Source organism: Amycolatopsis sp. NPDC114504 (assembly GCF_055633595.1).
The window spans coordinates 1,264,934-1,290,578 of sequence record NZ_JBVKDU010000004.1 but is presented as its reverse complement, the minus strand read 5'-3'; the positions used below and the strand labels follow the sequence as shown (position 1 = coordinate 1,290,578).

Genomic DNA, 25,645 nt, shown 5'->3' with positions numbered 1-25,645 from the left:
CACTCCGCATGATGGCTCCACACCATTCGGAAGGGAGCAAGACATGCTGCGAGGAATGGCCACCGTCTCCTACTTCGCCGACGACCACGCGGCCGCGCAGGCCTGGTACACCGAGTTCCTGGGGATCGAGCCGTACTTCCACCGGCCCGGGTACGCCGAGTTCCGGATCGGCGACTTCCAGCACGAGCTCGGCCTGATCGACCGCAAGTACGTCCCGGCGAGCAGGGGCGGGGCGAGCGGCGAGATCGTCTACTGGCACGTCGACGACCTCGAGGCCACCGTCGCGCGCCTGCACGAGCTGGGCGCGAAGGAGCTTGAGCCGATCACCGAGCGCGGGCCGGGGTTCGTGACGGCCTCGGTCGTCGACCCGTTCGGCAACGTCCTCGGCGTCATGACGAACGCGCACTACCTGGCGGTGGTCGGCGAGTGTCGGTCGTGACCACAGGATCTTGACGAGTTGTGGCTCCCGCGCACATGGTCCGCGCCGGGGGTCACGCTTACCGTTCCCGTCCATGACCAGCGATCTGGACGGGCGCACCGCCCTCGTCACCGGCGGGGCCGGCGGTATCGGCCTGGCCTGCGTCCGCGCTCTCGCGGCGGCCGGGGCCAAGGTGCACGTCGTCGACATCGACGCCGGGCGCACCGAGGCCGTCGCCGCCGAGGTCGGGGGCTGGGCGCACGTCGCCGACCTGACCGATCCCGGCACGATCACCGCCCTCCCCGCCGAGGTCGACGTCCTGGTCAACAACGCCGGGATCCAGCACGTCGCGCCCCTCGAAGACTTCCCGCCGGACGTGTTCACCCGCATCCAGGCGCTGATGGTCACCGCTCCCTTCCTGCTCATCCGCCACACGCTCCCGGCCATGTACGCCCGGGGGTGGGGGCGGATCGTCAACATGTCGAGCGTCCACGGGCTGCGCGCCTCCGCCTTCAAGTCCGCCTACGTCGCCGCCAAGCACGGGCTCGAAGGCCTCTCGAAGGTCGCCGCCCTCGAAGGCGCCGAACACGGCGTCACGAGCAACTGCGTCAACCCCGGTTACGTCCGCACGCCGCTGGTCGACGGGCAGATCGACGCGCAGGCCGCCGAGCACGGCATCCCGCGCGAGGACGTCGTCGCCGAGGTCCTCCTCCGGCGCGCCGCCATCAAGAAGCTCATCGAAGCCGACGACGTCGCTTCCCTGGTGACGTGGCTGTGCTCACCGCACGCCGGCCACGTCACCGGGGCGTCCATCCCGCTCGACGGTGGCTGGACCGCCGCGTAACGCCGCCTGAAACCCCGTCACCACAAGGAAGTGGAGCCCGCAGTGAGTCAACCGAACCGGTCGGCGATCGCCAAGATCGTCGGCGCGAGCCTGATCGGCACCACCATCGAGTGGTACGACTTCTTCCTCTACACCTCGGCCGCCGCACTGGTGTTCAACAAGCTGTTCTTCCCGACGGCGAACCCCTTGACCGGCACGCTGCTGGCGTTCCTGACCTACGCGGTCGGGTTCCTCGCCCGCCCGATCGGCGGCCTGGTCTTCGGCCACTACGGCGACCGGCTCGGCCGCAAGAAGCTCCTGATCGTCAGCCTGGTGCTGATGGGCGGCTCGACCTGCCTGATGGGCGTGCTGCCGACGTACGCGAGCGCGGGTGTCGCGGCGCCGATCCTGCTGACGCTGCTTCGCCTCGTGCAGGGCTTCGCGCTGGGCGGTGAGTGGGGCGGGGCCGTCCTGATCGTCTCCGAACACGGCGACGACCGCCGCCGCGGGTTCTGGGCGAGCTGGCCGCAGTGCGGCGCGCCCGGCGGCAACCTCCTCGCGACCGCCGTCCTGGCGATCCTCTCGGCGACGCAGTCCGACGCGACGTTCATGGCGTGGGGCTGGCGCGTCCCGTTCCTGCTCTCCGGCGTGCTGCTGCTGATCGGGCTGTGGATCCGGCTGGCCGTCGGCGAGTCGCCGGTGTTCCTGGCCGCCCAGAAGCAGGCCGAGGCGCACACCGACAAGCACGTGCCGGTCGTGGAGGTCTTCCGCAACAGCTGGCGTCAGGTGCTGATCACGATCGGCGCCCGGATGGCCGAGAACGTCTCGTACTACGTGATCACCGCGTTCATCCTCGTGTACGTCACGACCGGGCTGCACCTGCCCAAGGGCGTCGGCCTGAGCGCCGTGCTCATCGGCTCGGCCGTGCACTTCGTGACGATCCCGCTGTGGGGCGCGCTGTCCGACCGCGTCGGCCGCCGTCCGGTGTACCTGTTCGGGGCGATCGGGATGGCGCTGTGGAGCTTCGCGTTCTTCGCGCTGCTGGACACGAAGTCGTCGGCGGTGATCGTGCTGGCCGCGACCGTCGGGCTGGTGCTGCACGGCGCGATGTACGGCCCGCAGGCCGCGTTCTTCGCCGAGCAGTTCCCGACGCGGGTGCGCTACACCGGGCTGTCGGTCGGCGGCCAGCTGTCGTCGATCGCCGCGGGCGCCGTCGCCCCGCTGATCGCCGTCGCGCTGTTCTCCGCCTGGGGCAGCACCGTGCCGGTCTCGCTGTACGTCGCGGCGATGTGCCTGATCACCGTGATCGCCCTGCTCGCGGCCCGCGAGACACGCGGCGAGTCCCTGCATGACGAGGGCGTCGAGGCGGAACCGGCGGCCGTTTCGCCCTAGCATGACGGCCGTGACCGCACCCACGGACGCGTTGCGCCGGCTGCTCGACCTGCTCGCCTCCGGGGCGAGCAGCGAGCAGCTGGCGCACGTCGTCGTGGCCGCCCGCGCCGAAGGAGCCCTCGGCCCGGCCGACCTGACCGCGCTGGCCAGCGCGGGCGAGCTGGCCCTGCGCATCCGCGAGACCCTCGCGGAGCACCGGCGGCGCGAGGCCCAGCTCGGCGCGCTGTTCGACACCGCGAGCGAGCTCGCCGCACTGTCCGATCCGGACACCGTGCTGCGCTCGATCGTCCGGCGGGCGCGGGCGCTGCTCAACGTCGACGTCTCCTACCTCTCGCTCAACGACGAGGCCGAGAACAAGACCTACGTCCGGGTCAGCGACGGGTCGGTGTCGGCGGAGTTCCAGCAGATCGTGCTCGGCATGGGGGAGGGCCTCGGCGGGCTGGTGGCGCAGACCGCGCGGCCGTACTCGACCGCGGACTACTTCCACGACGACCGGTTCAAGCACACCCGCCACATCGACTCCGGCGTCCACGACGAGGGACTGACCGCGATCCTCGGCGTCCCCCTGGCCATCGGCCCGAAGGTGCTCGGCGTCCTCTTCGCGTCCGATCGCGGCACGCGGGAGTTCTCCGCGGACGAGGTGGCGCTGCTGTCGTCGCTCGCCGACCACGCGGCGATCGCGCTCGACAGCGCGAACCTGCTCGACCAGACCCGGCGCGCCGTCGCCGAGCTCAACGAGGCCAACGCGACGATCCGCGCGCACACCGAAGCGATGGAACGCGCCCAGGACGCGCACGACCGGCTCACCGACCTGGTGCTGCGCGGCGGCGACCTGCCGGACGTCGCGGCGGCCGTCGCCGGGGTCCTGCACGGCGACCTCACGGTCTACGACGCCGACCGCACGGTGCTCGCCAGCTCGGCTTCGCCGGCCCCGCTGGACCCGGACGCGCTGTTCGCGGCCCGCACCGCCGGCCGGGCGGTGTCCACAAAGGACGCTTGGGTGTGCGCGGTGCAGGCCGGCCCGGAGGCGCTCGGCAGCCTGGTGCTGACCGGCCGCGCCGGGCTCTCCGACCCGGATAGGCGGCTGTTCGAGCGCGCGGGCGTCGTGACGGCGTTGCTGCTGATGCTGCGGCGGTCGGTGGTGCGGGCCGAGGACGAGGTCCGCGGCGAGCTGCTGACCGACCTGCTGAGCGCGCCCGACCGCAACCCGCGGGCGCTGCTGGCCCGCGGCCGCCGCCTGGGGATCGACCTGTCGGCGCCGCACGCGGTGCTGGTCGCGCACGCGGACGGCGGCTCCCGGCGGCGCGTGGCGAGCGCGGCCGCCCGCCACGCGACGCTGGTCGGGGTGCACGCGGAGGAGGTCGTGCTGCTCGGCGCGGGCGACCCGGACGAGCTCGCACGGCGCGTGGCGGCCGACCTCGGCGCGGCGACGGGCCGCCCGGTGACGGTGGGCGCGGCGGGCCCGGCGAGCGGCCCGTCGTCGATCGCCGCGGCCCACGGCGAAGCGGCACGGTGCGTCCGCGCGCTGCTGGCGCTGGGCCGAACCGGCGAGGGCGCGGCGATGGCGGGGCTGGGGTTTCTGGGGCAGCTGCTGGGAGACCACGCGGATCTGGACGGGTTCGTCCGGCAGACGCTGGGACCGGTCCTGGACTACGACGCGCGCCGGGGGACGGAGCTGGTCGCGACGCTGCGGGCGTACTTCGCGAGTGGCTCGCAGCTGGCGCGGACGAAGGACGTGCTGCACGTCCACGTGAACACGGTGGTGCAGCGGCTGGAGCGGGTGGCGTCGCTGCTGGGGGAGGAGTGGCAGGCGCCGGACCGGGCGTTGGAGATCCAGCTGGCCCTGCGGGTGCACCGGCTCGGCGGGTGAGGGTTACCGGCTGAGTCGGAAGTGGTGCCCTGGCTGGGCGGGGTGGCTACCGGCCTCCCGCGATAGTCACCACCAGCTTTCCCCGCCGCGGCCCGCGCTCGGCGGCGGTGTGCGCGTCGGCCGCGTCCGTGAACACCTCCTCGACCGGCACCCGGAACCGGCCCTCCTCGAACAGCGCCGCGGCCGCCGCGAGACCGTGCCGTCCGTCTGGCTCGCCCGCGAACGCGCCGACCGACACGCGGACCCCGTGGGACGGCCCGCTGAAGTCGGCCAGCGTCACCACCGACGACGGCGTCCCGGTCAGCGCGACCAGTTCCGGCAGCGAGCCCTTGCCCGCGACGTCGAGGGCCGCGTCGATCAGGCCGGTGACCCGTGTGGCCAGACCTGGGCCGTGCGGGACCGCCGTCGCGCCCAGGCTTTCGACGAACTCGAGGTCGCCGGCCGTTCCGATCACCCGGGCGCCGCGGGCGAGCGCCAGGCCCACCGCGAGGCTGCCGACTCCTCCGGACGCGCCGTCGACCAGCAGGGTCATGCCCTCCCGGACGTCCAGGAGGTCGAGCGCGCGGGTGGCCGTCTCGATCCCGGACCCCGCCGCGCCCGCCTGCTCCCATGGCATCGACGCCGGCTTGGGTGCCCAGAACGCCAACACCGCGAACTCGGCCGTCGCCCCGCCGAGCCGGGTGATGTCGACCGCGCCGAACACCTCGTCGCCGAGGGCGGCTCCGGGACCGGCCTCGTCCACGATGCCCGCGGCGTCGACGCCGGGGATGTGCGGCAGGGTGATCGGCGAGCGCGACTTCCCCGCACGGATCGCCAGGTCCACCGGCGACACGCCGGCCGCCCGCACGCGGATCCGCACCTCGCCCGGCCCGGCGTGCGGCTCCGGGAGCTCCCCCGTGGACAGGACCTCGGGCGGGCCGAACCGTTCGAACCTGGTTGCGAACACGATCACTCCTCCACGGGGGACTCCCTGACCGCGCCTACGCTAGGAGTGATCACCGGCGACGAGCGGGGAAGTGAGAGCCGTGCGGGACGAACTGACTCGGAAACGCCGTGCGGACGCCGAGGACAACCGCCGTCGGCTCGTCGCGGTCGCGCACACGGCCTTCGCGCGGCACGGCCCGGACCTGCCGGTGCGGGAGATCGCACGGCGCGCGGGCCTCGCGCCCGCGACCGTCCACCGGCACTTCCCGTCCCGCGACGACCTCCTCGCGGCCGTCCTCGCCGGCCAGGTCGACCGGTGCGAGGAGCAGCTGCGGGCCGCGCTCGCCGACCCGGACAGCCGCCGCGCGCTGACCCGCACGTTCCACCGCTTCGGCGAATGGCGCGTCGAGGAACCCGGGCTGACGGGCGTCCTCGAAGGACCGGAGTTCGCCGACCGGCGCCGTGAGCACGCCGAGGCGTTCGGGCGGCTGGTCGAGCGGGCCCGCGCCGACGGCGTCCTGCGGCCCCGGGTGTCCCTCGACGACGTCCGGCTCGCCCTGACGGCGACGACGTCGGCGCGGACGGGCCCGGAAGCCCGCCGGCTGACCGCCGTGCTGCTCACCGGCTTGCTGCGCTGAGTCCACGACCAGGCGCGGCAGACCGGCGCTAGCACTGCCCGTCGGCGAGGATCCAGTAGCCCGTGGACGTCTCGCGCAGCGCGTGGCTCGTGAACGTGTTCCACAGGCCCATTGCCTGGTTGGAGCCGTTCGCGTACGTCTGGCCGGCGCTCTGGTGCGCGCGGCCGGCCTGTGTGTGGGCGTAGTTGCTGGCGTTCACGCACGCGCCCGCCGGTGGGGTGGACGTCGTCGTGGTCGGGGGCGGCGGGGTGGTGGTCGTCGTGCCGCCGGTGGATCCCTTGTCCAGCCCCCAGAACACGCCCGTGTAGTAGCTGGAGCAGATGCCGGCGAGGAAGTACGCGCCGGTGCTGCCGCACTGGGTCGCGCCGGTGCCCGGGTCGACCGCGGTGCCGTGGCCCATCCCGGCGATCGAGTACAGCTGGACCTTGTCGCCGTACGTCGTCAACGTCGTGCCGCCGGGCAGGGACTGCGTGCTCGTCGGCGTCTGCGAGATGCCGTGCACCGCGGTCCACTGGTCACGCAGCTCGGTGCCGTTGACCGGGTAAACCGTGTAGTCGCCGGTGCCCTGCCAGATCGCGACGCGCGGCCACGGCCCGCCGTAGCCGGGGTACTGCGCCTTGACCTTCGACGCCCACTGCGCCGGCGTCAGGTTCTGGTTGTTCTGCTGGCAGCCCGACGCCTGCGTGATGCTGGTGGCGCACTGCGCGGGCAGCCCGGCGTCGATGCCACCGCCGGCGAAGACGTCCGGGTACGCGGCGAGCAGGTCCGCGGTCATCCCGCCGCCGGCCGAGAGCCCGGTGACGAACACCCGCGCGCGGTCCGAGCCGTGGTCGCCGACCGCCTTGTCCACCATGGCCTTGATCGACGCGGCCTCGCCCTTGCCGCGCGTGTCGTCGGCGGGGTCGAACCACGTGAAGCACTTCAGCGAGTTGTTCGCGGTGGACGTCTGCGGGAACACCACCTCGAAGCGCCACTTGTCGGCCAGCTGGGGCCAGCCGGAGTGGGCGTAGTAGTCGGCGGCGCTCTGCGTGCAGCCGTGCAGGGCGACGACCACCGGGCGGCCGGTCTCGAGCCCGGCGGGGGTGTAGGTGTACATGGCCAGTGCGCCGGGGTTGGCGCCGAAGTCGGTGACCTGCACGAGGGACGAGGGCGGCGGATCGGCGCTCGCCACCCCGACGGTGGTGAGCACGGCGGCGGTGATCGCGGCGAGTCCGGCGAGGGCGAGCTTGCGCATGGGGAGTCCTTCTCGTCGTTGAGAGGGTTTCCAGCGACGCTAAATCGGCCCGCTGGTTCGGACCATGTGGCCGTCCACCACATCCCCGCGGCGATTCATGGTGACCGGCGGGGTGGCTCTCGCCCGGCCCACGCGCTTGGGTTCTGTCCATCGAGACCGGAGGTGGACCGTGCGGAGATGGCTGGTTGTGGTTCTGGCGGGGACGCTCGCGGCGGCGCTGCCCGCCCCGGCGTCGGCTTCGGCCGGGGGCTGCCGGGTGGAGGTGCCCGGCGCCGAGAAGTCCGTGACGGTCTGCCTGGACGACCTGACGACGATCGGCACGCTCGCGTCCGGGCACACCGTCGAGGCCGACTGGGCCGGGCTGACGTCGGCCGGGTTGCCGACCTACGGCCGCGTCCCCGGCGTCCAGGTCGACGGGTACTTCCCGGACACGTCGACCGCCAACACCAACAACGGCTGGAACCACGACGCGCAGTTCGTGCTGCGCCTGCCGTCGCACTGGAACGGCGGCTTAGTCGTCGCTGGTTCGCCGGGCGTGCGGCGGCAGTACGCGAACGATCGCGCGGTCGGCGACCAGGCACTGGCCGAGGGCTACGCGTTCGCCGCCACTGACAAGGGCAACACCGGCGCCGCGTTCTACGACGACGGCGTCCGGCCGGGCGACGCGCTGGCCGAGTGGAACACGCGCGTCACGCAGCTGACGCTGGCCGCTCGCGCCGCGGCGACGCGGTACTACCACCGTCCGGTGACGCGGACGCTGGCCGCCGGGCTGTCCAACGGCGGGTACCTCGTGCGGTGGCAGCTGGAGAACCGGCCGTGGCTCTACGACGGGGGCGTCGACTGGGAGGGGACGCTGTGGCGTGCCGATGGGCCGAACCTGCTGACATTCCTGCCGCCGGCGCTGCGTGCGTATCCCGCCTACGCGGCCGGGTCGGCGTCGGCACACCAGTCCATTGTGGACGCCGGGTTCGCGCCGGGGTCGGAGTTCTTGTGGGACTACCACTACCGCGTCTACTGGGACCTGACCCAGCGGATCTACCGGGAAGAGGTGGATCCGTCGTTCGACGGCGCGCTGTCGGCCGGAACTCCGTTCTGTGCCTCGGGAACGCCGTCGTGTGACGCGGACTACGCGTACTCGTCGCGGCCGGCGTCGGTGACGCGGGCGGTGGAGCGGATCTCGCTGACCGGGCGGATCGGCAAGCCGCTGCTCACGCTGCACGGAACCCTCGACACGCTGCTGCCGATCACCAAGGACTCCGACGTCTACGACCGGATGATCACGTCGGCAGGACGCGGGTCGCTGCACCGGTACTACCGGGTGGTCGACGGCAACCACGTCGACGGGCTCGTCGACCAGTTCCCGGACCGGCTGCGGCCGCTGGGCCCGTGCTTCCGGACGGCGTTCGACGCGCTGGGCGGCTGGCTGCGCGGGGTGCGCCCGCCGGCTTCGGGGACCATCGAACGCCCGGCCGGCGCGACTCCGGCGGACCTGGCCCGCAGCTGCTCGCTGGGCTGAGCCGTGCACGGCCCGGCGCCGGTCAGTCGCCCTTGATGAGGTGGGTGGCCAGTGCCGGGCTGAACGTGCCCGCCGGAATTCCCGTGCCGTAGCCGCAGCTGCCGTCCGAATCGCCCGGGACCTTGATCCACAGCTGCATCTCCGGGCCGCCGCCGAGCTGGGACGGCGAGCCCAGCTTGCGCTTCGGCGGGTTGCACCACTCGGAGTCCGTGCCGTGGCCGGTGCCGTTGCGGCTGGTGTCCACGACGAAGGGTGCCGCGTAGCCCAGGGCCGCGTCGACCGCCTTGCCGTACGTCGTCGAGTCCGCCGTGGTGTAGAAGTTCGACACGTTCAGCACGAACCCGTGGATCGACCGCACGCCCGCCGACCGCAGGCGCGTCGCCATCGTCGCCGCCGGGATCCAGGTCGCGTTGCCGCCGTCCAGGTACGCCCAGGTGTTGGGCGCCTTCTGCGCGAACTGCGTCGCGGCGTAGCTCAGCAGGTCGAGCCGCGTCTGGCGGGCGTCGCCGGGGAGGCAGTCGAGCTGGGCGAGCGCGTCCGGCTCGATGATCACCACCGCCGGCTTGCCGCCGATGCCGTCGGCGAACGCGGTGATCCAGTCGCGGTAGGCCTGCGGGCTGCCCGCGCCGCCGGTCGACTCGCCGCCGCAGTCGCGGCCCGGGATGTTGTAGGCGACCAGCACCGGCAGCTTGTCGGCGACGTCGGCGGCGTAGGTGAACCCGTCGACCGCCGCGCGGACGTCACCGCTCCAGCTGCCGAACCAGCGCGCGCCCGGCTTGGTCGCGATGGACGTCCTGATCGGGCCGGCGAGGCTGTCGCCGGGGTGGTCCCGGACCCACACCGCCGGGTTCGAGTCCGGGTCGACGTAGAAGCCGTTCGTCTTCTCGAGCGGGTTGCCGTCGGCCGCCAGCGCCGGGGACGCGAGCCCGGTGAGCGCCAGCGCCGCGGCCACGAGGAGGGTCGGAATACGCATTCGGCGAGTTTGCCGCGACGGCGTACACGAGGCGTACAAGAAGAAAACTGAACCGGACGCCGCCGGCGGCCGTACTACTGGATGAGGGGCTCGTCGCGGCTACCCGAAAACCGGTCTCGACCTGCGGTTTCACCACCCGGATGGGCCACCCCGTTCGGCCGCTTGCGGGAGCGATGCCCGTCGTTCATGATGGGGCTCCGGGGTCCGCGAACCATTCGTTCACGTCGAATATCCAGGTGTCGGCCATGCTTCGGAAGAACCGCAAGTCCGGAAGTGAACGCCATGCTGCTACCCGTCGCCGGGGCCTCCTGATGGCCGCGGACCTGTCCGGTTTCGCCATCATCGCCGGCCTGCTGCTCCCGGCGCTCGCCGCCGCGGCGTGGGCCATCTCGCTCGAACGCCGTCCACGCGGGGCGACCGCCGCGGCGGAGCCCGACCCCGAGCCGGACTGGACGGTGGCCGGCATCCAGGCCCGCCTCCGCTTCGAGCAGGCGGCGCGACGGCTGGCCGAAGCGGGCACGATCGCGCTGCCGACCCTGCCGATCCCGGAGCAGGTCGGCCGTGACGCGTCGCCGGACCAGCTGCCGCGGCGGGTGCCGCGCACGAGCCCGCCGGTCCGCTCGTCCGCGGGCCGCTTCCTGCTGCCGCGGCTGGCGTTCGCGGCCCCGGACAACGAGCTGATGCGGCGCATCCTCGACGGCTTGCGCAAGATGGACTGACCCGCTGTCGATCCGCGGTGCCGCCGTTCGTACAGGAGGTGAAAGCCACCTGGACGAAAAGGATCACCCGATGCGTTCGATCAGCGTCACCATGAGCGTCACCCTCGACGGCGTCGTGCAGGGCCTCGGCCGGCCCGACGAGGACACCCGCGGCGGCTTCGCGCACGGCGGCTGGGGCAACCGGTACCAGGACGACGTCCTGGCCCGGGAGATGGGCCAGGGCATGAGCCGCGCCGGTGACATGCTCTTCGGGCGGCGGACCTGGGAAGACTTCATCGGCGCCTGGGCCGGGCGCGAGGACGGCAACCCCTTCACCGCCCACATGGACGCCGCCACCAAGTACGTCGCCTCGACCACCCTCGACGACGCCGCGGCCTGGCAGAACTCCGTGCTGCTCGCCGGCGACGCCGAGAAGACGGTCGCCGAGCTGAAGGCGCGGCCCGGGAACGACCTGTCCGTCATCGGCAGCGCCTCGCTCGTGCACTCCCTGCACGCCGCGGGCCTGGTCGACCGCTACACGCTGCTGATCCACCCGCTGACGCTCGGCGGCGGCCTCCGCCTGTTCGAGGGGCCGGCGCCGCTCACCGAGTTCACGCTCACCAGCAGCGTCCCGACGACCAAGGGCGTGATCATCGCCCGGTACGAGCGTCGCTGAGGGCCGACGGCGACTCCGCCTCCGGGATCAGCAGCCGGGCCGCGCCCGAGCCGTCGGCCGGGACCGACCAGACGTCCGCGTGGCCCGGCCCGCGGGGCACGCCGTAGCCGATCGTGTGGTCGTCGAGCCACGCCGGCTGGTCGTCGACGCTGCGGGTCTCGGCCAGCGGCGTCACCTCCGACGTCGTCAGGTCCACGACGGACAGCCGCCAGCCCTTCGCCGGGTCGTCGTCCACAGCGGACTTGAACGCCACGCGCGTCCCGTCCGGGGAAAGGGACGGGCACTCGACGTTCTCCCGCAGCGTCCGGACCGTGTGCGCGGCGAAGTCGCCCGCGACGAGGTAGCGGTGCCCGGCCGTCGCCATCGTCGCGTAGAAGCGGCGGTCGTCGCGGGTGAACGTGACGCCCCAGAAGTTGAGGTCCGCGGCCTGGTACGACTTCCCGTCGAGCGTCACCGCGTAGTCCTCGAGGGTGCCGGCCAGGTCGCCGGTCGCCGTGTCGAGGATGCCGGCCCGGGTGGAGAACATGCCGCCGTTGTAGGAGTCGCCGGTGACGAACACCGTCCACGCGAGCATCCGGCCGCTCGCCGACACCCGGGCCCGGTTCGGCAGCCCGACCAGCGGGATCTCCCGGGTCACCGCGAGGCCCGCGTCGAGCACCGCCAGCTGGTAGGTGGTCAGGTCGCCGTCCTGGCGCAGGCAGAGCCCGGTGCCGCCGGCGGCGTACACCCGCGCGCACGAGAGCGGGGACACCGTCCGCGCTCCGCCGGGGTCGGCGGCGGACACCGTGGCGACGTGCCCGCGGTCGGCGTCGGCCGTGCTGCGGAACAGCAGCCGCGGGCCGGGGGACAGGCTCACCGCGCCGGTCGCGGTGACGTCGTGGCCGCGCGCGCTCGCGAACCCGACGTACGCGACGGCGGCCCCGGCCAGCACAAGGATGCCGGCGACCGCGATCAGGATCCGCGTCTTCACGAGACCGCCTTCCGGGGCGAGAGCACCACGAACGTCACGCCGATCGCGACCACCGCCGCACCCGCCGCGACGCCGATCGCGAGCTCCGCGCCCCAGAACTGCCAGGCGAGTCCGAAGAGGACGGACGAGGCGAAGTACGCCAGCGCCTGCGCCGTCTGCACCAGCGAAATCCCCGTGGTGCGCAACGACTCCGGCAGCAGCGGACCGGCCAGGGCCATCAGGACGCCGTCGGTCGCCGCGTAGAACGCGCCGTAGAGCGCCAGTGCCAGCGCGAACAGCGGCCAGCCGGACACCGGCCCGGCCAGCAGCAGGTAGACGACCGCGAGCGCGCCGTAGCCGCCGAGCACCACCGGCAGCCGCCCGACCCGGTCGGCCAGCACGCCCAGCGGCGCGGCCAGCAGCAGGTAGCTGAGGTTGGTGCCGACCGCGAGCAGCGGGAACCAGCCGGTCGCGATGTCCTCCTTGTGCTGCAGCAGCAGGTAGACGAAGCCGTCGCCGACCGTGGCCAGGCCGAGCACGCACGCCGCCACCAGCAGGCGCCGCACGCCGCTGCCGCGCAGCAGGGCCGCCGCGGCGCGGGGCGAGACCGTCCCGGCGGCCGCTTTCGGCGTCCGGTGGTCGCGGACGAACAGGACCAGCAGGAGCACCCCGATCGCGGCGACGCAGAAGCTGACGACGAACACCGCGTCGAACGCCTCGGGGTCCGCCGTGCCGACCGCGGCCAGCACGGCGAGCGCGACCAGCGGCCCGGCGAACGCACCCATGCTGTCCATCGCCCGGTGCACGCCGAAGGCGCGGCCGAGCAGCGGTTCCGGCGCCGACAGGGTGATCAGCGCGTCCCGCGGCGCCGTCCGCAGGCCCTTGCCGGTGCGGTCGAGGGTGATCACCGCGCCGATCGCGGCCGCCGACGACCCGGCGGCGAGCAGGCCGAGCTTCATCACCGCGGACAGCGCGTAGCCCGCGCCGGCCACGACCTTGCGGCGGCGGACCCGGTCCGCGACGTACCCGCCGACGACCCGCAGCAACGCCGTCGCGCCGGTGTAGAGGCCGTCGACCAGGCCGTACGCGGCCGGGCTGAGGTGCAGCCCGAGCACGAGGTACACCGGCAGGACCGCGGTGACCATCTCCGAGGAGACGTCGGTGACCAGGCTGACGGCGCCGAGCGCGAAGACGTTCGCGCCGACCGCCGAGAGCTTGCCCTTCGCGGCGTGCTCTCGGCGGCCGATGGTGGAGAGGTACACGCGGGCTACTGCCAGACGTCGAGGATCGGCGACTTGCTCGCGGCGCCGCCGATGCCCGGCAGGCCGTAGGACGCCTCGATCGTGCGCAGCACGGTGTAGTGGTTGATCGACTCGCTGTAGCTGCCGACCTTGACGTGCGCGCCGGTGAAGCTGGTGAAGATCTGGTTGACCGACGTGCCGCTGTCCTCGTCGAAGGTGGTGATCAGCAGGCTGTTGTGCGTCTTGGCCCACTGCGCGTAGGCGTCGAGGTGGTTCTTGAGCCAGGTGTCGCCGGTGCCGACCGAGCAGTCGTGCATGTCGGAGCACATGTTCGGCGTCACGAAGGAGACCGTCGGCAGCTGGGTGAAGTCGGTGGGGAAGCTCGTGTAGCGGAGGTTGCTCGCGGCCGGGACGTTCGAGAAGTCCACCCAGCTGTTGTGCTTGCGCATGTAGGTGCCGCTGGAGCAACCGGTGTAGCCGTCGGAGGGCATCGACTCGGAGTAGCCCTTGAACGTCTTGCCGGCGCCGATCAGCTGCGCGCCGAGGTTGTCCTTGGCGCCGAGGTTGGCCGGGCAGCTGTCGCTGGTCACGCCCTGCGTCGCGCCCGAGAAGAGGGCGACGTAGTTGGGCTGGCTCGGGTGGGTGATCGCGAAGGAGTTCGTGAACTTCGCGCTCTGCGACGCGAGGGTGTTGAAGTAAGGGGCGCTGGAGCTGCCGTTGATCGAGGAGTACTTCTTGTTCTCGAACATCACGAGGACGACGTGGTCGAACGCCGGCACGGTCGAGGCCGTGGGCTGCACCGCCGGCTCGTCCGTTCCGGTGACGGCGACCGCCGCGACGACACCGGCTGTGACCAGGGTGGCGGCGGCGAACGCGGCGAAGATCCGCTTGCGGATCATGGGTCCTCCAACGGTGGCGGGTGAGGGCGCCTCATGATGCCCACTCCACGCGGCCGGAACGTGCGCGTGTCGCGGTCCGGTTCGTGAACACCAGGAAACCTCCGGCGGACAACGGAAAGAGTGGGTTAATGCCTTTCCGGTGTCAACCTCCTAAGGTAGGTGTCCTTTGTGGACGGCCAGGGACTTGACAGGTCGCTCCCAGGTCGTTCAAAGGAACGGCGCCGAGACTCGGTCCCATGGAACCCACCCCGACCGGCGGCCCGGCCCGCCGAGAGCACGGCAGGCGCAAGGCCGCCCTGGTCACCGCGACGGTGGCGGTGCTGGCCGCGGCCACCGCCGGCGCGATCGGCTTCGGCCTTTCGACGGCTTCGGCCGACGACACCAGCACCTCGACCACCACCTCGACCGACTCCGGCAGCTCCAGCGGCTCCGGCTCCCATGACCAGCTCCAGTCCTCCGACAGCGGCGTGAGCTCCGGCTCGGGCAGCGCGCACACGGGCTCGGGCGCGTCGTGACCACGGCGGCGAGGGCGTTCCCTGCTCTGGGCACGACGGCGTCGGTGCTGGTCACCGACCCCGGACGGCTCTCGGAGGCGGCTTCGCTCCTGCGAGCGGAGGTCGACGCGATCGACGTCGCGTGCAGCCGCTTCCGGGCGGACTCGGAGATCTCGCGGCTGCACGAGCGGGCCGGCCGGCAGGTCCGGGTCGGGCCGCTGCTGGCCGAGGCGCTGGGCGCCGCGCTGCGGGCGGCCCGGCTGACCGGCGGGCTGGTCGACCCGACGGTCGGGGCCGCGGTACGGGCGCTCGGGTACGACCGCGACTTCGCACTGGTCGCCGCCGAGCGCGGTGCGGGGGTCGTGAGTGAGAAACAGTGTTCTAACCCTGTTTCCCACTCACGACCCGCCGCGGCAGACCCGGCTCCCGCGCCCGGCTGGCACCGGGTGCTCTTCGACCCCGCCCTCCGCCTGGTCGTCCTCCCTCGTGGGGTCCACCTCGACCTCGGCGCCACCGCGAAGGCCCTCGCCGCCGACCGCGCCGCGCGGCGGATCCACCGTGCGCTCGGGTGCGGTGTCCTCGTCAACCTCGGCGGTGACCTCCGCGTCGCCGGCCCGGAACCCGCCGGCGGCTGGCAGGTCGCGCTCGGCGACGACCACGCCGACGCCGTCGCCCGGCCGGACGCGAGCGTCGCCGTGAACAGCGGCGGTCTCGCCACTTCCGGGACCACCCGCCGGCGCTGGCACCACGCCGGGCGGACCGTGCACCACATCGTCGACCCGCGCACCGGCGACGTCGCGCACCCGCGCTGGCGCACCGTGACCGTCGCCGCCAAGTCCACTGTGGACGCCAACACCGCGAGCACCGCGGCGATCGTCCTCGGCGCCGAAGCACCGCGCTGGCTCGAGGAAAGACGGCTGCCCGCGCGGCTCACCTCCGACGCCGGCGACGTCGTCACGACGCCGGGCTGGCCCGCCGAAAGGAGAGCCGCATGAGCTCCGCCGTCTGGTACTTCAGCCGCGCGACCGGCCTCGTCTCGCTCGTGCTCTTCACCGGCGTCGTCGTCCTCGGCGCGCTCGGCGCCGGCCGGTTCGCGACTCCGGCGTGGCCGCGGTTCACCGTCGCCGCCCTGCACCGGAACCTCGCGCTGACCAGCCTCGCGTTCCTCGTCGCGCACATCGCGTCGGCGATCCTCGACGGGTACGTCTCGCTGAGCTGGCTCGACGTCGTCGTCCCGTTCGGCTCCGAGTACCAGCCGCTCTGGGTCGGCTTCGGCGCCGTCGCGATCGACCTGCTGCTCGCGATCGTCGTCACCAGCCTGCTGCGCACGCGCATCCCGCCGCGCGCCTGGCGCGCCGTCCACTGGCTGGCCTACCTCTGCTGGCCGGTCGCGCTGGTGCACGGCTTCGGCATGGCCGAGGACGACGCCGCGTACGGCTGGATCGTCGCCCTCGACGCGCTGTGCGTGCTGGCCGTGCTCGGCGGCGTCGCCTTCCGGGCGACCCGCCGGGACGCCGACACCGCGACCCGCAAGCTCTCGCCGCTCGGAGGCACCCGATGACCATCCTGCCGACCCACCGCCTCGGCCTGGCCGGTCACCGGCGCCGCACCGGCGTCGTGCCCTGGGTCGCCTACCACGGCGACGACGGCCGCGACCGGCTGATCGAAGCCGTCGCCGTCGCGGACCTGCGCGGCCGCGGCGGCGCGGGCTTCCCGACCGCGGTGAAGCTGCGCTCGGCCCGCGCGCCACGCTCGATCGTCGTCGCGAACGGCTGCGAAGGTGACCCGCTCAGCCACAAGGACGCCGCGCTGCTGACGCTGTCCCCGCACCTGGTGCTGGACGGCCTGCAGCTCGCCGCGCACGCCATCGGCGCCGGCGAAGCCGTGCTCTGCGTGCACGCGGGCAGCCCGGTGCTGCCGAGCGTCTTCGCGGCGCTCGCCGAACGCGACGACCGCGTGCCGGTGCGCGTCGAGGAGATCCCGCGGCGGTACGTCGCCAGCGAGGAGACGGCGCTCGTCCACCACCTGACGTCGGGGGACGCGCGGCCGCTCGGCAAGTCGCCGCGGCCCGACGAGCGCGGGGTGCGCGGCCGGCCGACGCTCGTGGACAACGTCGAAACGTTGGCACAGCTGGCTTTGGTGATCCTCCTCGGCCCGCTGCACTACCGCTCGGCGCGCGCCGAGCTGGTCACGGTGACCGGCGCGGTCCGGCGGCCCGGGGTCGTGGAGACGGCGCCAGGCGTGTCCTTGGCCGCGGTGCTGGCCGCGGCGGGTGGCGAAACCGAGCCGGTGCAAGCGGTGCTGACCGGCGGCTACGGCGGGACCTGGACCTCGGATCTCGCAGCCGGCGTCTCCGGGATTCCGGCGGTGTACGCGCTGCCGGCCCGGGCGTGCGGGCTCGAGTACACCGCGAAGGTGCTGGCGTTCCTGGCGGCCGAGTCGGCCCGGCAGTGCGGGCCGTGCATGTTCGGGCTGCCGGCGGTCGCGGCGGACTTCGCGGAGCTGCTCCGCGGTGGCCCGTCGACGGCCCGGCTGGCCCGCCGCCTTCCGCTGCTCACCGGCCGCGGGGCGTGCGCGCACCCGGACGGCGCGGCGCGGCTCGCGGCCAGCGCGTTGCAGGTGTTCGGTGCCGACGTGGCAGCGCACTCGGCCGGTGGCCGGTGCCGGGTTCTGGAGAGTGTGGCGTGAAGGTGACGGTGGACCCGATCGGGTGCCGGGGGCACGGGTTGTGCGCGGACCTGCTGCCGGAGCGGGTGCGGCTGGACGAGTGGGGTTATCCCGTGGTGGAGCCGGGTCCGGTACCGCCGGGGCTGCTGCCGGAGGCGCGTCGCGCGGCGGCCGCGTGCCCGGCGTTGGCGTTGCGGCTGCGGAAGGACTGAAATCCGGTCGTCCCGCCGCGGGCGGGTCGTTAACCTCCGGGACATGAAGCTCAACGACCGGATCCGCGGTGCCCGGCTGATCGGCGTGCTGACCGGCGCGGGCATCTCGACCGCCTCCGGCATCCCCGACTACCGCGGGCCCGACGGCGTCTGGACGCGCACGCCGAGTGCCGTGAACGCCTTCACGCTGAAGAACTTCATGGCCGACGCCGGGGTGCGCCGGGAGTTCTGGCGCAGCTACACCGGCCACGCGGCTTGGCGCGCCGAGCCGAACGCCGCCCACCGGGCGCTCGCCGAGCTGGACGGCTCGGGGGCCGCCGTCCGCGTGCTCACCCAGAACGTCGACGGCCTGCACCGGAAAGCCGGCCTCGCCGCGCGCAAGGTCCTCGAACTGCACGGCACCATGCACACCACGCGGTGCACGTCCTGCCCGGTCCGGCTCCCGACCACCGAAGTGCTGGAGCGCGGCGAGGAAGACCCGCGGTGCCCGGAGTGCGGCGGGATCCTCCAGCTCGACGTCGTCCTCTTCGGACAGACGCTGGACGGCGAAGTCCTCGCCCGCGCACGCAACGTCGCCGCGTCGAGCGAGGTCTTCCTGGCCATCGGCAGCTCGCTGCAGGTGGAGCCGGCGGCGTCGCTGTGCGCGATTGCCGCGCAGGCCCGTGCGACGCTGGTGATCGTCAACCGCGACCCGACGCCGTACGACGAGGAAGCCGATTTCGTGCTGCGCGAAGACATCGAGAAGGTGGTCCCGGAACTCTGCGCCGCGGTGCGCGCGTGATCCGGGAGGCCCGCGACGACGACTGGCCGCGGATCTGGCCGATCGTCCACGACGTCGTCACCGAGCGGCGGACGTTCCCGTACGACCCCGCGATGACCGAACCCGAGGCCCGGCGGAGCTGGCTGCTGGCCCCGCCGGCCCGGGTGGTGGTCGCCGTCGAGGGGGAGCGGGTGACCGGAACCGCGAACATGTACGCCAACCGGCCCGGGCCCGGCAGCCACGTCGCCTCCGGCAGCCTGATGGTCGCGAGGGAGGCCCGCGGCTCGGGGGTCGGCCGCGCCCTCGCCACGGATCTCGTGGACTGGGCCCGGCGCGGCGGGTTCGCGGCGGTCCAGTTCAACGCGGTCGTCGAGGTGAACACGGCGGCGCTCCGGCTGTACGAGAGCCTCGGGTTCGTCACACTCGGCACGGCGCCGGGCGCGTTCCGCCACCCCGACCACGGCGACGTCGGCCTCCGGATTTTGTGGCTGGACTTGCGATGACCGCCCGCCTTAGCATCGGCTCGGGAGGGAACCATGCGCGGTCGCTGGTGGTTGCTGCTGTTCTACGCTCCGCTCGCGGCCGGGCTCTGCGTCGCGACCAGGAACCGGTGGTGGCTCCTGTGGGCCTTCCTGATCGCGCTCGTCCCCACCGGGCTGGTGGTGACGTCCGGCCTAGGCCGCGAGTGGACGGCTCGCCGCCGGTTCCGCGAGTTCTCGGAACTCGCCGACCGGATCGGCGCCCGCGACGGTGAAGTGATCAGGGAAACGCGCCGACGGTACAACGTCATCGCCTTCGACCCCGGCTTGTCCGTCGCGACGCTGTGGCCGGGAACCGAAGAGGAGGTGCGGGCGGTACTCCGCGCCAAGGTCGCCGAAGCCGGTTTCCGGGGCTGGGGCAACGGGAGCCTGCACAGCGACGACTATCGGTGGGCCGTCCACATCGCGTTCCGCATCGCGGCCCGCGACGAGTACCACACAGGCGCCCGCTGGGAGCCCGTCCCCGATGGCCACGTCGTGACGGAAATCCAGATCGAGAAATGGAAAGGCGGGCGGCCCGGGGTCGAGCCGGTCAGGTGAGCCCGTTCTCGCCGACCAGGCGGCAGCAGCCGGCCCGGCAGTCCGCGAGGCAGTCCGCCGCGTTCTGTCGAACCCGCTGCAGCTGCGCGATCCGGTCGTCCAGCCGGGCCACCACCGCCTCCAGGCGCCAGCGCTCCGAGGCGCAGGTCGCGTCGCCCGTGTCGTGGGCGTGGAGGGCGTCGACCACCTCGTCCAGGGTGAAACCCAAGTCCTGCAACGCCTTCGCCGAGCGGATCCGGTCGGCCGCCGACGGCGGGAACACCCGATAGCCCGACGGACGGCGCTCCGCCGCCGGGAGGACGCCGCGCCGCTCGTAGAAGCGGACCGTGTCCACGCTGACCTCCGCCGCGCGGGCCACCTCGCCGATCTTCATGCCGCTTCTCCCTTGACTCTGGAGTCAGGTCCAGACTCTAGGCTCGGATTTCCCGAGGGACAAGGAGCCCGAAAATGGAGATCCCGCCGGCCTCGACCCCGATCGCCTGCGACATGTCGACCGCTCGCGACACCCCCGACGAGCGGCTGGCCGAGTACCGCCGGCTGTTCGCGCAGGCACTCGTCGAGCGGGAACGGACCGACATCGGCATCCGGTTCCGCTTCCGCGCCGAGCCCGGCGTCGAGGACTGGGTCCGTGACCTCGCCGCCCGCGAGAAGGCGTGCTGTCCGTTCTTCGGATTCGACATCGCCGTCGAGGCCGGTCAAGTCCGCTGGGACGCGGCGGTTCCCGGGACCGACGAGGCCCGCGCCGTGCTCGAGGAGTTCTACGCGCTCGCCGGGTGATCAGCGGGAGCGGATCGCGTCGACCAGCATGCGCACGACCTGGTCGCCGTCGACCGTCCACTTCTCCTTCGCCAGGTGGCCGCTCAGCTCCAGCCCCGCGATCCCGTGCGCGCTCGACATCAGCAGCGCGCCGTACCGCCGGGCGTCCGGTTCGCCGACGACGCCGGCGACCAGCGTCAGGAACTCGTTCTCCACCCGGGTCGCGGCCGCGGCGGCCACCGGGTCGTCGCCCACCGGGGTGCTGAACATCAGCGCGTACAGGTGCGGCTGCCGGCGGCCGACCCCGATGAGCGTCAGCAGTCCGCGCTCGAGCCGCGCGCTCGGGGTGACGTCCAGGGCGCGCAGCCGCTCGACCCTGTCGGCCACCGAGTTCCAGGCGTCGACGGCGAGCGCGGTCAGCAGGTGCTGCTTGTGTTCGAAGTGCCCGTAGGGTGCGCCGCGCGAGACGCCGGCCCGGGCCCCGACCGCGCGCAGCGTCACGGCGTCGGGCCCGCCCTCGTCGAGCAGTTCGGACGCGGCCCGCACGAGGGCGGCCCGGGTCGCGGCGGCGGTTTCGGCTCGCGTCACCATGGCGCCGATCATAGTTGACAGTGTCACACGAGTTGCGCATAGTGGTTCATATGACAGTGTCACATCAGAATGAGATCATGGTCGTCACCGGCGCGTCGACCGGCATGGGCGCCGCCACCGCCCGCGAGCTCGCCGCCCGCGGCTACCACGTCCTCGCCGGCGTCCGGCGCGAAACCGACGGCGACGCGATCCGCGCCGACGGTGTCGAGCCGGTGATCCTCGACATCACGCGACCCGAGCACGTCCAGGCGCTCGCCGATCGCATCGCCGCGGACCCGGACCGGCGCCCGCTGCGTGCCCTCGTCAACAACGCGGGCATTTCGGTCAACGCCCCCGTGGAAGCGCTTCCCCTGGACGAGTGGCGGCGGCTGTTCGACGTCAACCTGTTCGGGCACATCGCCGTCACGCAGGCGTTGCTGCCCTTCCTGCACCGCAGCCGCGGCCGGATCGTGAACATCAGCTCGGTCGGCGGGAAGGTTGCGATGGCCACCTACGGGCCGTACGCGGGGACGAAGTTCGCGCTCGAAGCGGTCAGCGACTCGCTCCGGCGCGAACTCGCCCCGCACGGCGTGCAGGTCGTGGTCGTCGAGCCCGGCGCCGTGCGGACCGAGATGGGTGACCGCGGCGCCGCCACCGCCACCGGCCTCGCCGAGAAGATGACTCCCGACCACCAGCGGCGGTACGGCGGGCTCGTCCAAGCCGTCGTCGCGCATTCGCAGCGGTTCACCCGGGCGGGGCTGCCCGCGGACAAGGCCGGAGCCGTCATCGCCGAGGCCGCCACCGCGCGGCGGCCGCGTACGCGCTACACGATCGGGCGAGACGCGGCCCTGCTGACCCGCCTCACGCGCGTCCTGCCCGACCGGCTCCTCGACCGGGTGACCGCGGCGACGCTCCGGCCTTACCTGCCGTAGCTCAGTTCGGAGCGGAGGCGAGCGGCACCGTCGCCAGCAGGTGGTGCGCCGCGACGCTCGCACCGTCCCCGCGGACCTTGCCCGAGAACTCCCGCGCCCGCGTCGCCACTTCGGGGCGCAGAGCGGCTTCGAGCGCCGAGGTCAGCGCTTCGGCCGTCGGCACGCCCGGCTCGGTCGCCGCGCCCAGGCCCAGATCGCGGACCCGGCCGGCGAAGTAGTGCTGGTCGTACATCTGCGGCACGACCACCTGCGGAGCGCCCGCGCGGGCCGCCGTCGTCGTCGTGCCCGCGCCGCCGTGGTGGACGACGGCCGCGACGCGCCTGAACAGGGCCTGCTGGTTGACCTCGCCGATGCCGAGGCAGTCCGGCGCGGTGTCGGCGACGAGGTCCGCCCACCCGCGGGCGATGACCGCCCGGCGGCCGTGGGCCCGCGCCGCCGCGAGCGCGGTCCCGGCGACCTCGCGCGGCGCGCGCATGCTGCCGAACCCGAAGTACACCGGCGGCTCGCCCGCGTCGAGGAACTCGAGCACGTCGGCCGGCAGCGGCCGCTCGTCCGGCCAGATCCAGGCCCCCGTCTGGACGATCCGCGGGTCGCCCGGCTCGGGCCACGGCGCCAGCGCGGCGTCGGCCGCGAGCCACGGCCGGTCACTGAAGACGTGGCTCGGCAGGTCGTCGACGGGGGCCTGCCCGGCCGCCGCCCGGTATTCGTTGACCTTGCCGCCGAAAAAGGCGTTCCAGCGTTGCGCGTCCTCGTTCCAAAGGGCGCGGTTTTCCGCCTTTCCGGGCGTCCGCCACGGCATCGGCGGCGGCGCGTGCAGATCGGACGGCAAGGTGATGGGACAGAAACTCGCGTAGACGTAGAAGGCACCCGAACGTTCGGCGATCGAGCGGGTGGCGAACTGCAGTGCACCGCCGGCGACCAGGACGTCACACCCCTCGGCGGCCACGGCGATCGTCTCGAACTGCGTCGTGACGGTGTCCTCCGTGGACTTCCGGATCTGTTCGGGCGTCGGCTTGCCCTGGTGCGCCGTCGCGGTCCCGCGCAGCACCGGCCCGATCGGCACGACGTCGAAGCCCAGTTCTTCGAGCCGGTCCCGGAAGTCGGGCGGCACGCACAGCCGGACGTCCTGCCCGAGCGCTCTCAGCTCCGAAGCCAGCGCCAGCACCGGCTGCACTTCGCCCCGCGAACCGATCGTGGACAGCAGCACACGCATGAAGGAATCCCCTCGCCGAAAAAGGTGAGCCCGAATTGTGGACCCGCACCGGGGTCTTGCCACAAGCCCCGGGGTCGGCTATATCTTTGAATGGGGAGAGGGAATCATCCCAAGGTGAACGGATCCCGCGTGCCGCCGGTCAGCTCGACCCAGACGGCCTTCTCGACCAGGTACTCGTCCATCGCGTGGACGCCGTTTTCCCGGCCCAGTCCGGAGTTCTTCACCCCGCCGAACGGCACCGACGGCGCCACGACCCGGTACGCGTTGATCCACACCGTCCCGGCCTTGAGCTTCGCCGCGACGCGGTGGGCGCGGTGCACGTCCTTCGTCCACACCGCACCGGCCAGGCCGTACGGCGTGTCGTTGGCCAGGCGGATCGCCACGGCCTCGTCGGTGAACGTCAGCGCCGCCAGCACCGGGCCGAAGACCTCCTCGCGCACGACCGTCGACTCCGGCGTCACCCCGGTCAGCACCGTGGGCCGCACGAACAGCCCGCCCAGCGCCGGGTCCGCCTCGCCACCGCAGACGACCGTCGCACCTTCGGCCTTCGCCGTCTCCAGGTAGTGCAGCACTTTTTCGTACTGCGGCGCGTTCGCGACCGGGCCCATCTCGGTGTCCGGCTCGTTCGGGTCGCCGAGCCGGATCGCGGCGGCGCGCTCGGCGACCCGGCGGACCAGCTCGTCATGGACGTCGGCGTGCACGATCAGCCGGGACCCGGCCATGCACGTCTGGCCGGTCGCGGCGAACACGCCCGCGATGACGCCGTTGGCCGCCGCCGCGAGGTCGGCGTCGGGGAACACCACCTGCGGCGACTTGCCGCCCAGCTCCAGCGTCACCTTGTTCAGGTTCTCCGCGGCGGCCACCGCGACCGCGCGGCCGGTGGCGGTCGACCCGGTGAACGCGACCTTGTCGACGCCCGGGTGCCCGGCCAGTGCGGCGCCCGTCTCGCGGGAGAGCCCGGTGACGACGTTGACGACGCCGGGCGGGAACCCCGCTTCGGTGATCAGCTCGGCCAGCCCGAGCGTCGAGACGGGGGAGTGTTCGGACGGCTTGATCACGACCGTGCACCCGGCGGCCAGCGCGGGCGCGAGCTTCCAGGTGAGCAGCAGCAGCGGCGAGTTCCACGGCGTGATGGCCGCGACGACGCCGACCGGCTCGCGGCGGGTGTAGACGAGGTAGTCCGGGTTCGGCGCCGGGATCTGGCGGCCCTCGATCTTGTCGGCGAGGCCGGCGAAGTAGTGGTACCAGCCGCCGAGCCCGGTGAGCTGGCCGATCATCTCGCGGTAGAGCTTGCCGGAGTCGTTCACCTCCAGCCGGGCGAGGCGCTCGGCGTGCTCGCCGATGAGGTCGCCGAGCCGCCGCAGCAGGGCGGCGCGCGCGAAGCCGGTGGTCGAGCCCCACTCGCCGTCGAGGGCCGCGCGGGCCGCCGCGACCGCGTCGTCGACGTCCTCGGGGCCGCCGTCGGGCACGACCGCCCAGGGCCGCCCGGTGTACGGGTTCTGGGACTCGAACGTCCGGCCCGAACGGGCGGCGACGGCCTTTCCGTTGATCAACAGGGAAAAGCGCTGCTCATCCATGGTGCGGCCTCCTCGACCTCCGGCTGTGGTGGTTTCAGCCTGCACCCGTCCGGGTACTTGAGGTAATCCGTTCGGCAGGAGGTCAGGATGACCCTTCGCAGCGTTCTCCTGGAAGACGAGATCATCCTTTCCGTCGACGGAGTCTTCGACGGCGGTCTGGCCCCCGCGTACCACCAAGCGGTCGAAGACGCGTATGCCGCCGGAGTCCGCCGGCTGGTGGTGGACCTGACGATGACCACGGCGGTCGACGGCGGCGGAGCGGCGGTCCTGGCCGCGACGGCGTCCGGCTGCGCGGCCCGCGACACCCACCTGATCATCGCGATGCCCCGCGGCGTCGAGGCGGAGATCCGGGACCCGGCGCAGGTCAGGCTGCTGTTGCGCAGCTTCGAACCCTGGCAGGACGCCGGCTAGCGCACCCGGACCGTCAGCCGGAACCGCCGCAGTTCGGCGTCCGGCTCCCACGGCCGGGCGTGGCGCGCCACCAGCGTCGTCTCGCCCGGGGCGTCCGCGTGCAGGACGAACCGGTGCTCGCCGGTACCGCCGGCCCGGTCCGTCGCCGGGTGGAGGGTCTCCTCGACCACCCGCAGCGGCGGCTCCGGACCGTCCAGCACCCACTGGTAGCCGGTGCCCGCGTTCTCGGGCAACCGCAGCTCCAGCCGCTCGCCGGGCGCGACGTCCGCCGCCGCGCCGTCGGCTTCGAGCGTGAGCACCTTCACCAGAGGTAGATCTCGTGGATCAGCCCGTCGGTGGCCTCCGGATACGTGATCGACCCGGCCAGCCGTCCCGACGAGGCGAGGGCCAGCAGCGCCTCGTGCACGCTGTCGCTGTTCGTCGCGAGACGCTTCCAGCCGATGCCGTCGACGTAGGCGTACCCGTTGCGGTCGGCGTTGTTCGTCCAGAGCGCGAGCACCTTCTTGGCCGACTGCCAGGCCGCGGCGGTCGTGGCCTGGGCGACGGCCTGCGGCGCGCCCGGCGGGCTGAGCACCGGGGCGACGCTCGGCTCGGCGGTCACGGTCGTCGTCGCGGCGTTCAGCTGCTCGAGGCTGAGGGGCTGGGGAGCGTTGTCCGGGCTGGCGGTGGGTGCCACCGCCACGGGCGCGCTGGACGGGCTCTTCGATGCGGCCATCTCACGGC

The 25,645-nt window shown here is 73.0% G+C and carries 31 protein-coding genes; 19 read left to right on the top strand and 12 right to left on the bottom strand.

From position 1 onward, the window contains the following. Window positions 1–43 precede the first annotated feature (43 nt). The 4 genes from ACZ7PG_RS35755 to ACZ7PG_RS35740 all read left to right on the top strand — a co-directional run bounded on the left by ACZ7PG_RS35755 (window position 44) and on the right by ACZ7PG_RS35740 (window position 4,503). On the top strand, window positions 44–439 hold the full coding sequence (locus ACZ7PG_RS35755) for a VOC family protein (RefSeq protein ID WP_470243577.1): 396 nt from the start codon (window positions 44–46) through the stop codon (window positions 437–439). A gap of 73 nt (window positions 440–512) precedes the next feature. Further along, a complete protein-coding gene (locus tag ACZ7PG_RS35750) occupies window positions 513–1,262 on the top strand; it encodes a 3-hydroxybutyrate dehydrogenase (protein WP_470243576.1) in 750 nt (249 codons plus the stop codon). Window positions 1,263–1,304: 42 nt separating this feature from the next. Beyond that, window positions 1,305–2,633 (top strand): MFS transporter, encoded by a 1,329-nt coding sequence (locus tag ACZ7PG_RS35745; RefSeq protein ID WP_470243575.1) that lies wholly within the window; start codon window positions 1,305–1,307, stop codon window positions 2,631–2,633. A 1-nt stretch (window position 2,634) separates the two neighbouring features. Continuing rightward, window positions 2,635–4,503 carry a helix-turn-helix domain-containing protein gene (locus ACZ7PG_RS35740; RefSeq protein ID WP_470243574.1) on the top strand — a complete coding sequence of 623 codons (1,869 nt, stop codon included), beginning with the start codon at window positions 2,635–2,637 and terminating at the stop codon, window positions 4,501–4,503. 46 nt (window positions 4,504–4,549) lie between these two features. Here the strand turns inward: ACZ7PG_RS35740 and ACZ7PG_RS35735 are convergent, their stop codons facing one another. After that, entirely contained in the window at window positions 4,550–5,449 is a 900-nt protein-coding gene (locus tag ACZ7PG_RS35735; protein WP_470243573.1) for an NADP-dependent oxidoreductase, read from the bottom strand. Between the two features lie 79 nt (window positions 5,450–5,528). Between ACZ7PG_RS35735 and ACZ7PG_RS35730 the strand changes: the two genes are divergently transcribed. Beyond that, window positions 5,529–6,065 carry a TetR/AcrR family transcriptional regulator gene (locus tag ACZ7PG_RS35730; protein ID WP_470243572.1) on the top strand — a complete coding sequence of 179 codons (537 nt, stop codon included), beginning with the start codon at window positions 5,529–5,531 and terminating at the stop codon, window positions 6,063–6,065. A gap of 28 nt (window positions 6,066–6,093) precedes the next feature. Here the strand turns inward: ACZ7PG_RS35730 and ACZ7PG_RS35725 are convergent, their stop codons facing one another. Next, window positions 6,094–7,299 carry an extracellular catalytic domain type 1 short-chain-length polyhydroxyalkanoate depolymerase gene (locus ACZ7PG_RS35725; RefSeq protein ID WP_470243571.1) on the bottom strand — a complete coding sequence of 402 codons (1,206 nt, stop codon included), beginning with the start codon at window positions 7,297–7,299 and terminating at the stop codon, window positions 6,094–6,096. Window positions 7,300–7,486: 187 nt separating this feature from the next. Between ACZ7PG_RS35725 and ACZ7PG_RS35720 the strand changes: the two genes are divergently transcribed. Then, window positions 7,487–8,815, top strand: coding sequence for a 3-hydroxybutyrate oligomer hydrolase family protein (locus ACZ7PG_RS35720; protein WP_470243665.1), 1,329 nt, complete (start codon window positions 7,487–7,489; stop codon window positions 8,813–8,815). A gap of 22 nt (window positions 8,816–8,837) precedes the next feature. Here ACZ7PG_RS35720 and ACZ7PG_RS35715 read toward each other — a convergent pair whose 3' ends face one another. Further along, entirely contained in the window at window positions 8,838–9,788 is a 951-nt protein-coding gene (locus ACZ7PG_RS35715; protein WP_470243570.1) for a glycoside hydrolase family 6 protein, read from the bottom strand. 245 nt (window positions 9,789–10,033) lie between these two features. On the opposite strand from ACZ7PG_RS35715, the gene ACZ7PG_RS35710 reads away from it, so the two are divergent. Further along, window positions 10,034–10,507 (top strand): hypothetical protein, encoded by a 474-nt coding sequence (locus ACZ7PG_RS35710; RefSeq protein ID WP_470243569.1) that lies wholly within the window; start codon window positions 10,034–10,036, stop codon window positions 10,505–10,507. A 70-nt stretch (window positions 10,508–10,577) separates the two neighbouring features. Then, the gene (locus ACZ7PG_RS35705; protein WP_470243568.1) at window positions 10,578–11,162 is read left to right on the top strand and encodes a dihydrofolate reductase family protein; all 585 of its coding nucleotides are present in this window, start codon (window positions 10,578–10,580) and stop codon (window positions 11,160–11,162) included. On the opposite strand, the gene ACZ7PG_RS35700 is transcribed toward ACZ7PG_RS35705, so the two are convergent. Genes ACZ7PG_RS35700 through ACZ7PG_RS35690 form a run of 3 tightly spaced genes read right to left on the bottom strand, consistent with a single transcriptional unit; the run spans window position 11,137 to window position 14,251 of the window. Then, entirely contained in the window at window positions 11,137–12,132 is a 996-nt protein-coding gene (locus tag ACZ7PG_RS35700) for a hypothetical protein (protein ID WP_470243567.1), read from the bottom strand. The two genes, ACZ7PG_RS35705 and ACZ7PG_RS35700, sit on opposite strands and share 26 nt — an antisense overlap. Continuing rightward, entirely contained in the window at window positions 12,129–13,373 is a 1,245-nt protein-coding gene (locus ACZ7PG_RS35695) for an MFS transporter (protein ID WP_470243566.1), read from the bottom strand. The genes ACZ7PG_RS35700 and ACZ7PG_RS35695 overlap by 4 nt, the downstream gene beginning before the upstream one ends. Before the next feature lie 5 nt (window positions 13,374–13,378). Continuing rightward, window positions 13,379–14,251 (bottom strand): alkaline phosphatase family protein, encoded by an 873-nt coding sequence (locus ACZ7PG_RS35690; RefSeq protein ID WP_470243565.1) that lies wholly within the window; start codon window positions 14,249–14,251, stop codon window positions 13,379–13,381. Window positions 14,252–14,487: 236 nt separating this feature from the next. On the opposite strand from ACZ7PG_RS35690, the gene ACZ7PG_RS35685 reads away from it, so the two are divergent. Genes ACZ7PG_RS35685 through ACZ7PG_RS35650 form a run of 8 tightly spaced genes read left to right on the top strand, consistent with a single transcriptional unit; the run spans window position 14,488 to window position 19,463 of the window. Then, window positions 14,488–14,766, top strand: coding sequence for a hypothetical protein (locus ACZ7PG_RS35685; protein ID WP_470243564.1), 279 nt, complete (start codon window positions 14,488–14,490; stop codon window positions 14,764–14,766). Continuing rightward, window positions 14,763–15,740 carry an FAD:protein FMN transferase gene (locus ACZ7PG_RS35680; protein WP_470243563.1) on the top strand — a complete coding sequence of 326 codons (978 nt, stop codon included), beginning with the start codon at window positions 14,763–14,765 and terminating at the stop codon, window positions 15,738–15,740. Before ACZ7PG_RS35685 ends, ACZ7PG_RS35680 begins: the two co-directional genes overlap by 4 nt. After that, window positions 15,737–16,306, top strand: a complete 570-nt coding sequence (locus tag ACZ7PG_RS35675; protein ID WP_470243562.1) for a ferric reductase-like transmembrane domain-containing protein — start codon at window positions 15,737–15,739, stop codon at window positions 16,304–16,306. Before ACZ7PG_RS35680 ends, ACZ7PG_RS35675 begins: the two co-directional genes overlap by 4 nt. Beyond that, window positions 16,303–17,433, top strand: a complete 1,131-nt coding sequence (locus ACZ7PG_RS35670; protein ID WP_470243561.1) for an NADH-ubiquinone oxidoreductase-F iron-sulfur binding region domain-containing protein — start codon at window positions 16,303–16,305, stop codon at window positions 17,431–17,433. The genes ACZ7PG_RS35675 and ACZ7PG_RS35670 overlap by 4 nt, the downstream gene beginning before the upstream one ends. Further along, a complete protein-coding gene (locus ACZ7PG_RS35665) occupies window positions 17,430–17,624 on the top strand; it encodes a ferredoxin (RefSeq protein WP_470243560.1) in 195 nt (64 codons plus the stop codon). The genes ACZ7PG_RS35670 and ACZ7PG_RS35665 overlap by 4 nt, the downstream gene beginning before the upstream one ends. 43 nt (window positions 17,625–17,667) lie before the next feature. Continuing rightward, window positions 17,668–18,405: an SIR2 family NAD-dependent protein deacylase gene (locus tag ACZ7PG_RS35660; protein ID WP_470243559.1), complete on the top strand. Its 738-nt coding sequence runs from the start codon at window positions 17,668–17,670 to the stop codon at window positions 18,403–18,405. Beyond that, a complete protein-coding gene (locus tag ACZ7PG_RS35655; RefSeq protein WP_470243558.1) occupies window positions 18,402–18,887 on the top strand; it encodes a GNAT family N-acetyltransferase in 486 nt (161 codons plus the stop codon). The genes ACZ7PG_RS35660 and ACZ7PG_RS35655 overlap by 4 nt, the downstream gene beginning before the upstream one ends. A 33-nt stretch (window positions 18,888–18,920) precedes the next feature. Next, complete coding sequence (locus ACZ7PG_RS35650; RefSeq protein ID WP_470243557.1) at window positions 18,921–19,463, top strand: hypothetical protein; 543 nt, start codon at window positions 18,921–18,923, stop codon at window positions 19,461–19,463. On the opposite strand, the gene ACZ7PG_RS35645 is transcribed toward ACZ7PG_RS35650, so the two are convergent. After that, window positions 19,456–19,836 carry a MerR family transcriptional regulator gene (locus ACZ7PG_RS35645; protein WP_470243556.1) on the bottom strand — a complete coding sequence of 127 codons (381 nt, stop codon included), beginning with the start codon at window positions 19,834–19,836 and terminating at the stop codon, window positions 19,456–19,458. The two genes, ACZ7PG_RS35650 and ACZ7PG_RS35645, sit on opposite strands and share 8 nt — an antisense overlap. 74 nt (window positions 19,837–19,910) lie before the next feature. On the opposite strand from ACZ7PG_RS35645, the gene ACZ7PG_RS35640 reads away from it, so the two are divergent. Further along, window positions 19,911–20,240 (top strand): hypothetical protein, encoded by a 330-nt coding sequence (locus ACZ7PG_RS35640; protein WP_470243555.1) that lies wholly within the window; start codon window positions 19,911–19,913, stop codon window positions 20,238–20,240. Here ACZ7PG_RS35640 and ACZ7PG_RS35635 read toward each other — a convergent pair whose 3' ends face one another. Next, window positions 20,241–20,810: a TetR/AcrR family transcriptional regulator gene (locus tag ACZ7PG_RS35635; RefSeq protein ID WP_470243554.1), complete on the bottom strand. Its 570-nt coding sequence runs from the start codon at window positions 20,808–20,810 to the stop codon at window positions 20,241–20,243. A 77-nt stretch (window positions 20,811–20,887) separates the two neighbouring features. Between ACZ7PG_RS35635 and ACZ7PG_RS35630 the strand changes: the two genes are divergently transcribed. Continuing rightward, window positions 20,888–21,721 (top strand): SDR family oxidoreductase, encoded by an 834-nt coding sequence (locus ACZ7PG_RS35630; RefSeq protein ID WP_470243553.1) that lies wholly within the window; start codon window positions 20,888–20,890, stop codon window positions 21,719–21,721. A gap of 1 nt (window position 21,722) precedes the next feature. Here ACZ7PG_RS35630 and ACZ7PG_RS35625 read toward each other — a convergent pair whose 3' ends face one another. Then, a complete protein-coding gene (locus tag ACZ7PG_RS35625) occupies window positions 21,723–22,934 on the bottom strand; it encodes a glycosyltransferase (RefSeq protein ID WP_470243552.1) in 1,212 nt (403 codons plus the stop codon). Between the two features lie 104 nt (window positions 22,935–23,038). Next, window positions 23,039–24,511, bottom strand: coding sequence for an aldehyde dehydrogenase (locus ACZ7PG_RS35620; protein WP_470243551.1), 1,473 nt, complete (start codon window positions 24,509–24,511; stop codon window positions 23,039–23,041). An 87-nt stretch (window positions 24,512–24,598) separates the two neighbouring features. Here ACZ7PG_RS35620 and ACZ7PG_RS35615 point away from each other — a divergent pair, with 87 nt between their 5' ends. After that, window positions 24,599–24,922 carry an STAS domain-containing protein gene (locus ACZ7PG_RS35615; protein ID WP_470243550.1) on the top strand — a complete coding sequence of 108 codons (324 nt, stop codon included), beginning with the start codon at window positions 24,599–24,601 and terminating at the stop codon, window positions 24,920–24,922. Here the strand turns inward: ACZ7PG_RS35615 and ACZ7PG_RS35610 are convergent. Together ACZ7PG_RS35610 and ACZ7PG_RS35605 are read right to left on the bottom strand one after the other, a co-directional pair. After that, a complete protein-coding gene (locus tag ACZ7PG_RS35610) occupies window positions 24,919–25,227 on the bottom strand; it encodes a protease inhibitor I42 family protein (protein WP_470243549.1) in 309 nt (102 codons plus the stop codon). The two genes, ACZ7PG_RS35615 and ACZ7PG_RS35610, sit on opposite strands and share 4 nt — an antisense overlap. Further along, complete coding sequence (locus ACZ7PG_RS35605) at window positions 25,224–25,637, bottom strand: hypothetical protein (RefSeq protein WP_470243548.1); 414 nt, start codon at window positions 25,635–25,637, stop codon at window positions 25,224–25,226. The genes ACZ7PG_RS35610 and ACZ7PG_RS35605 overlap by 4 nt, the downstream gene beginning before the upstream one ends. Window positions 25,638–25,645 lie beyond the last annotated feature (8 nt).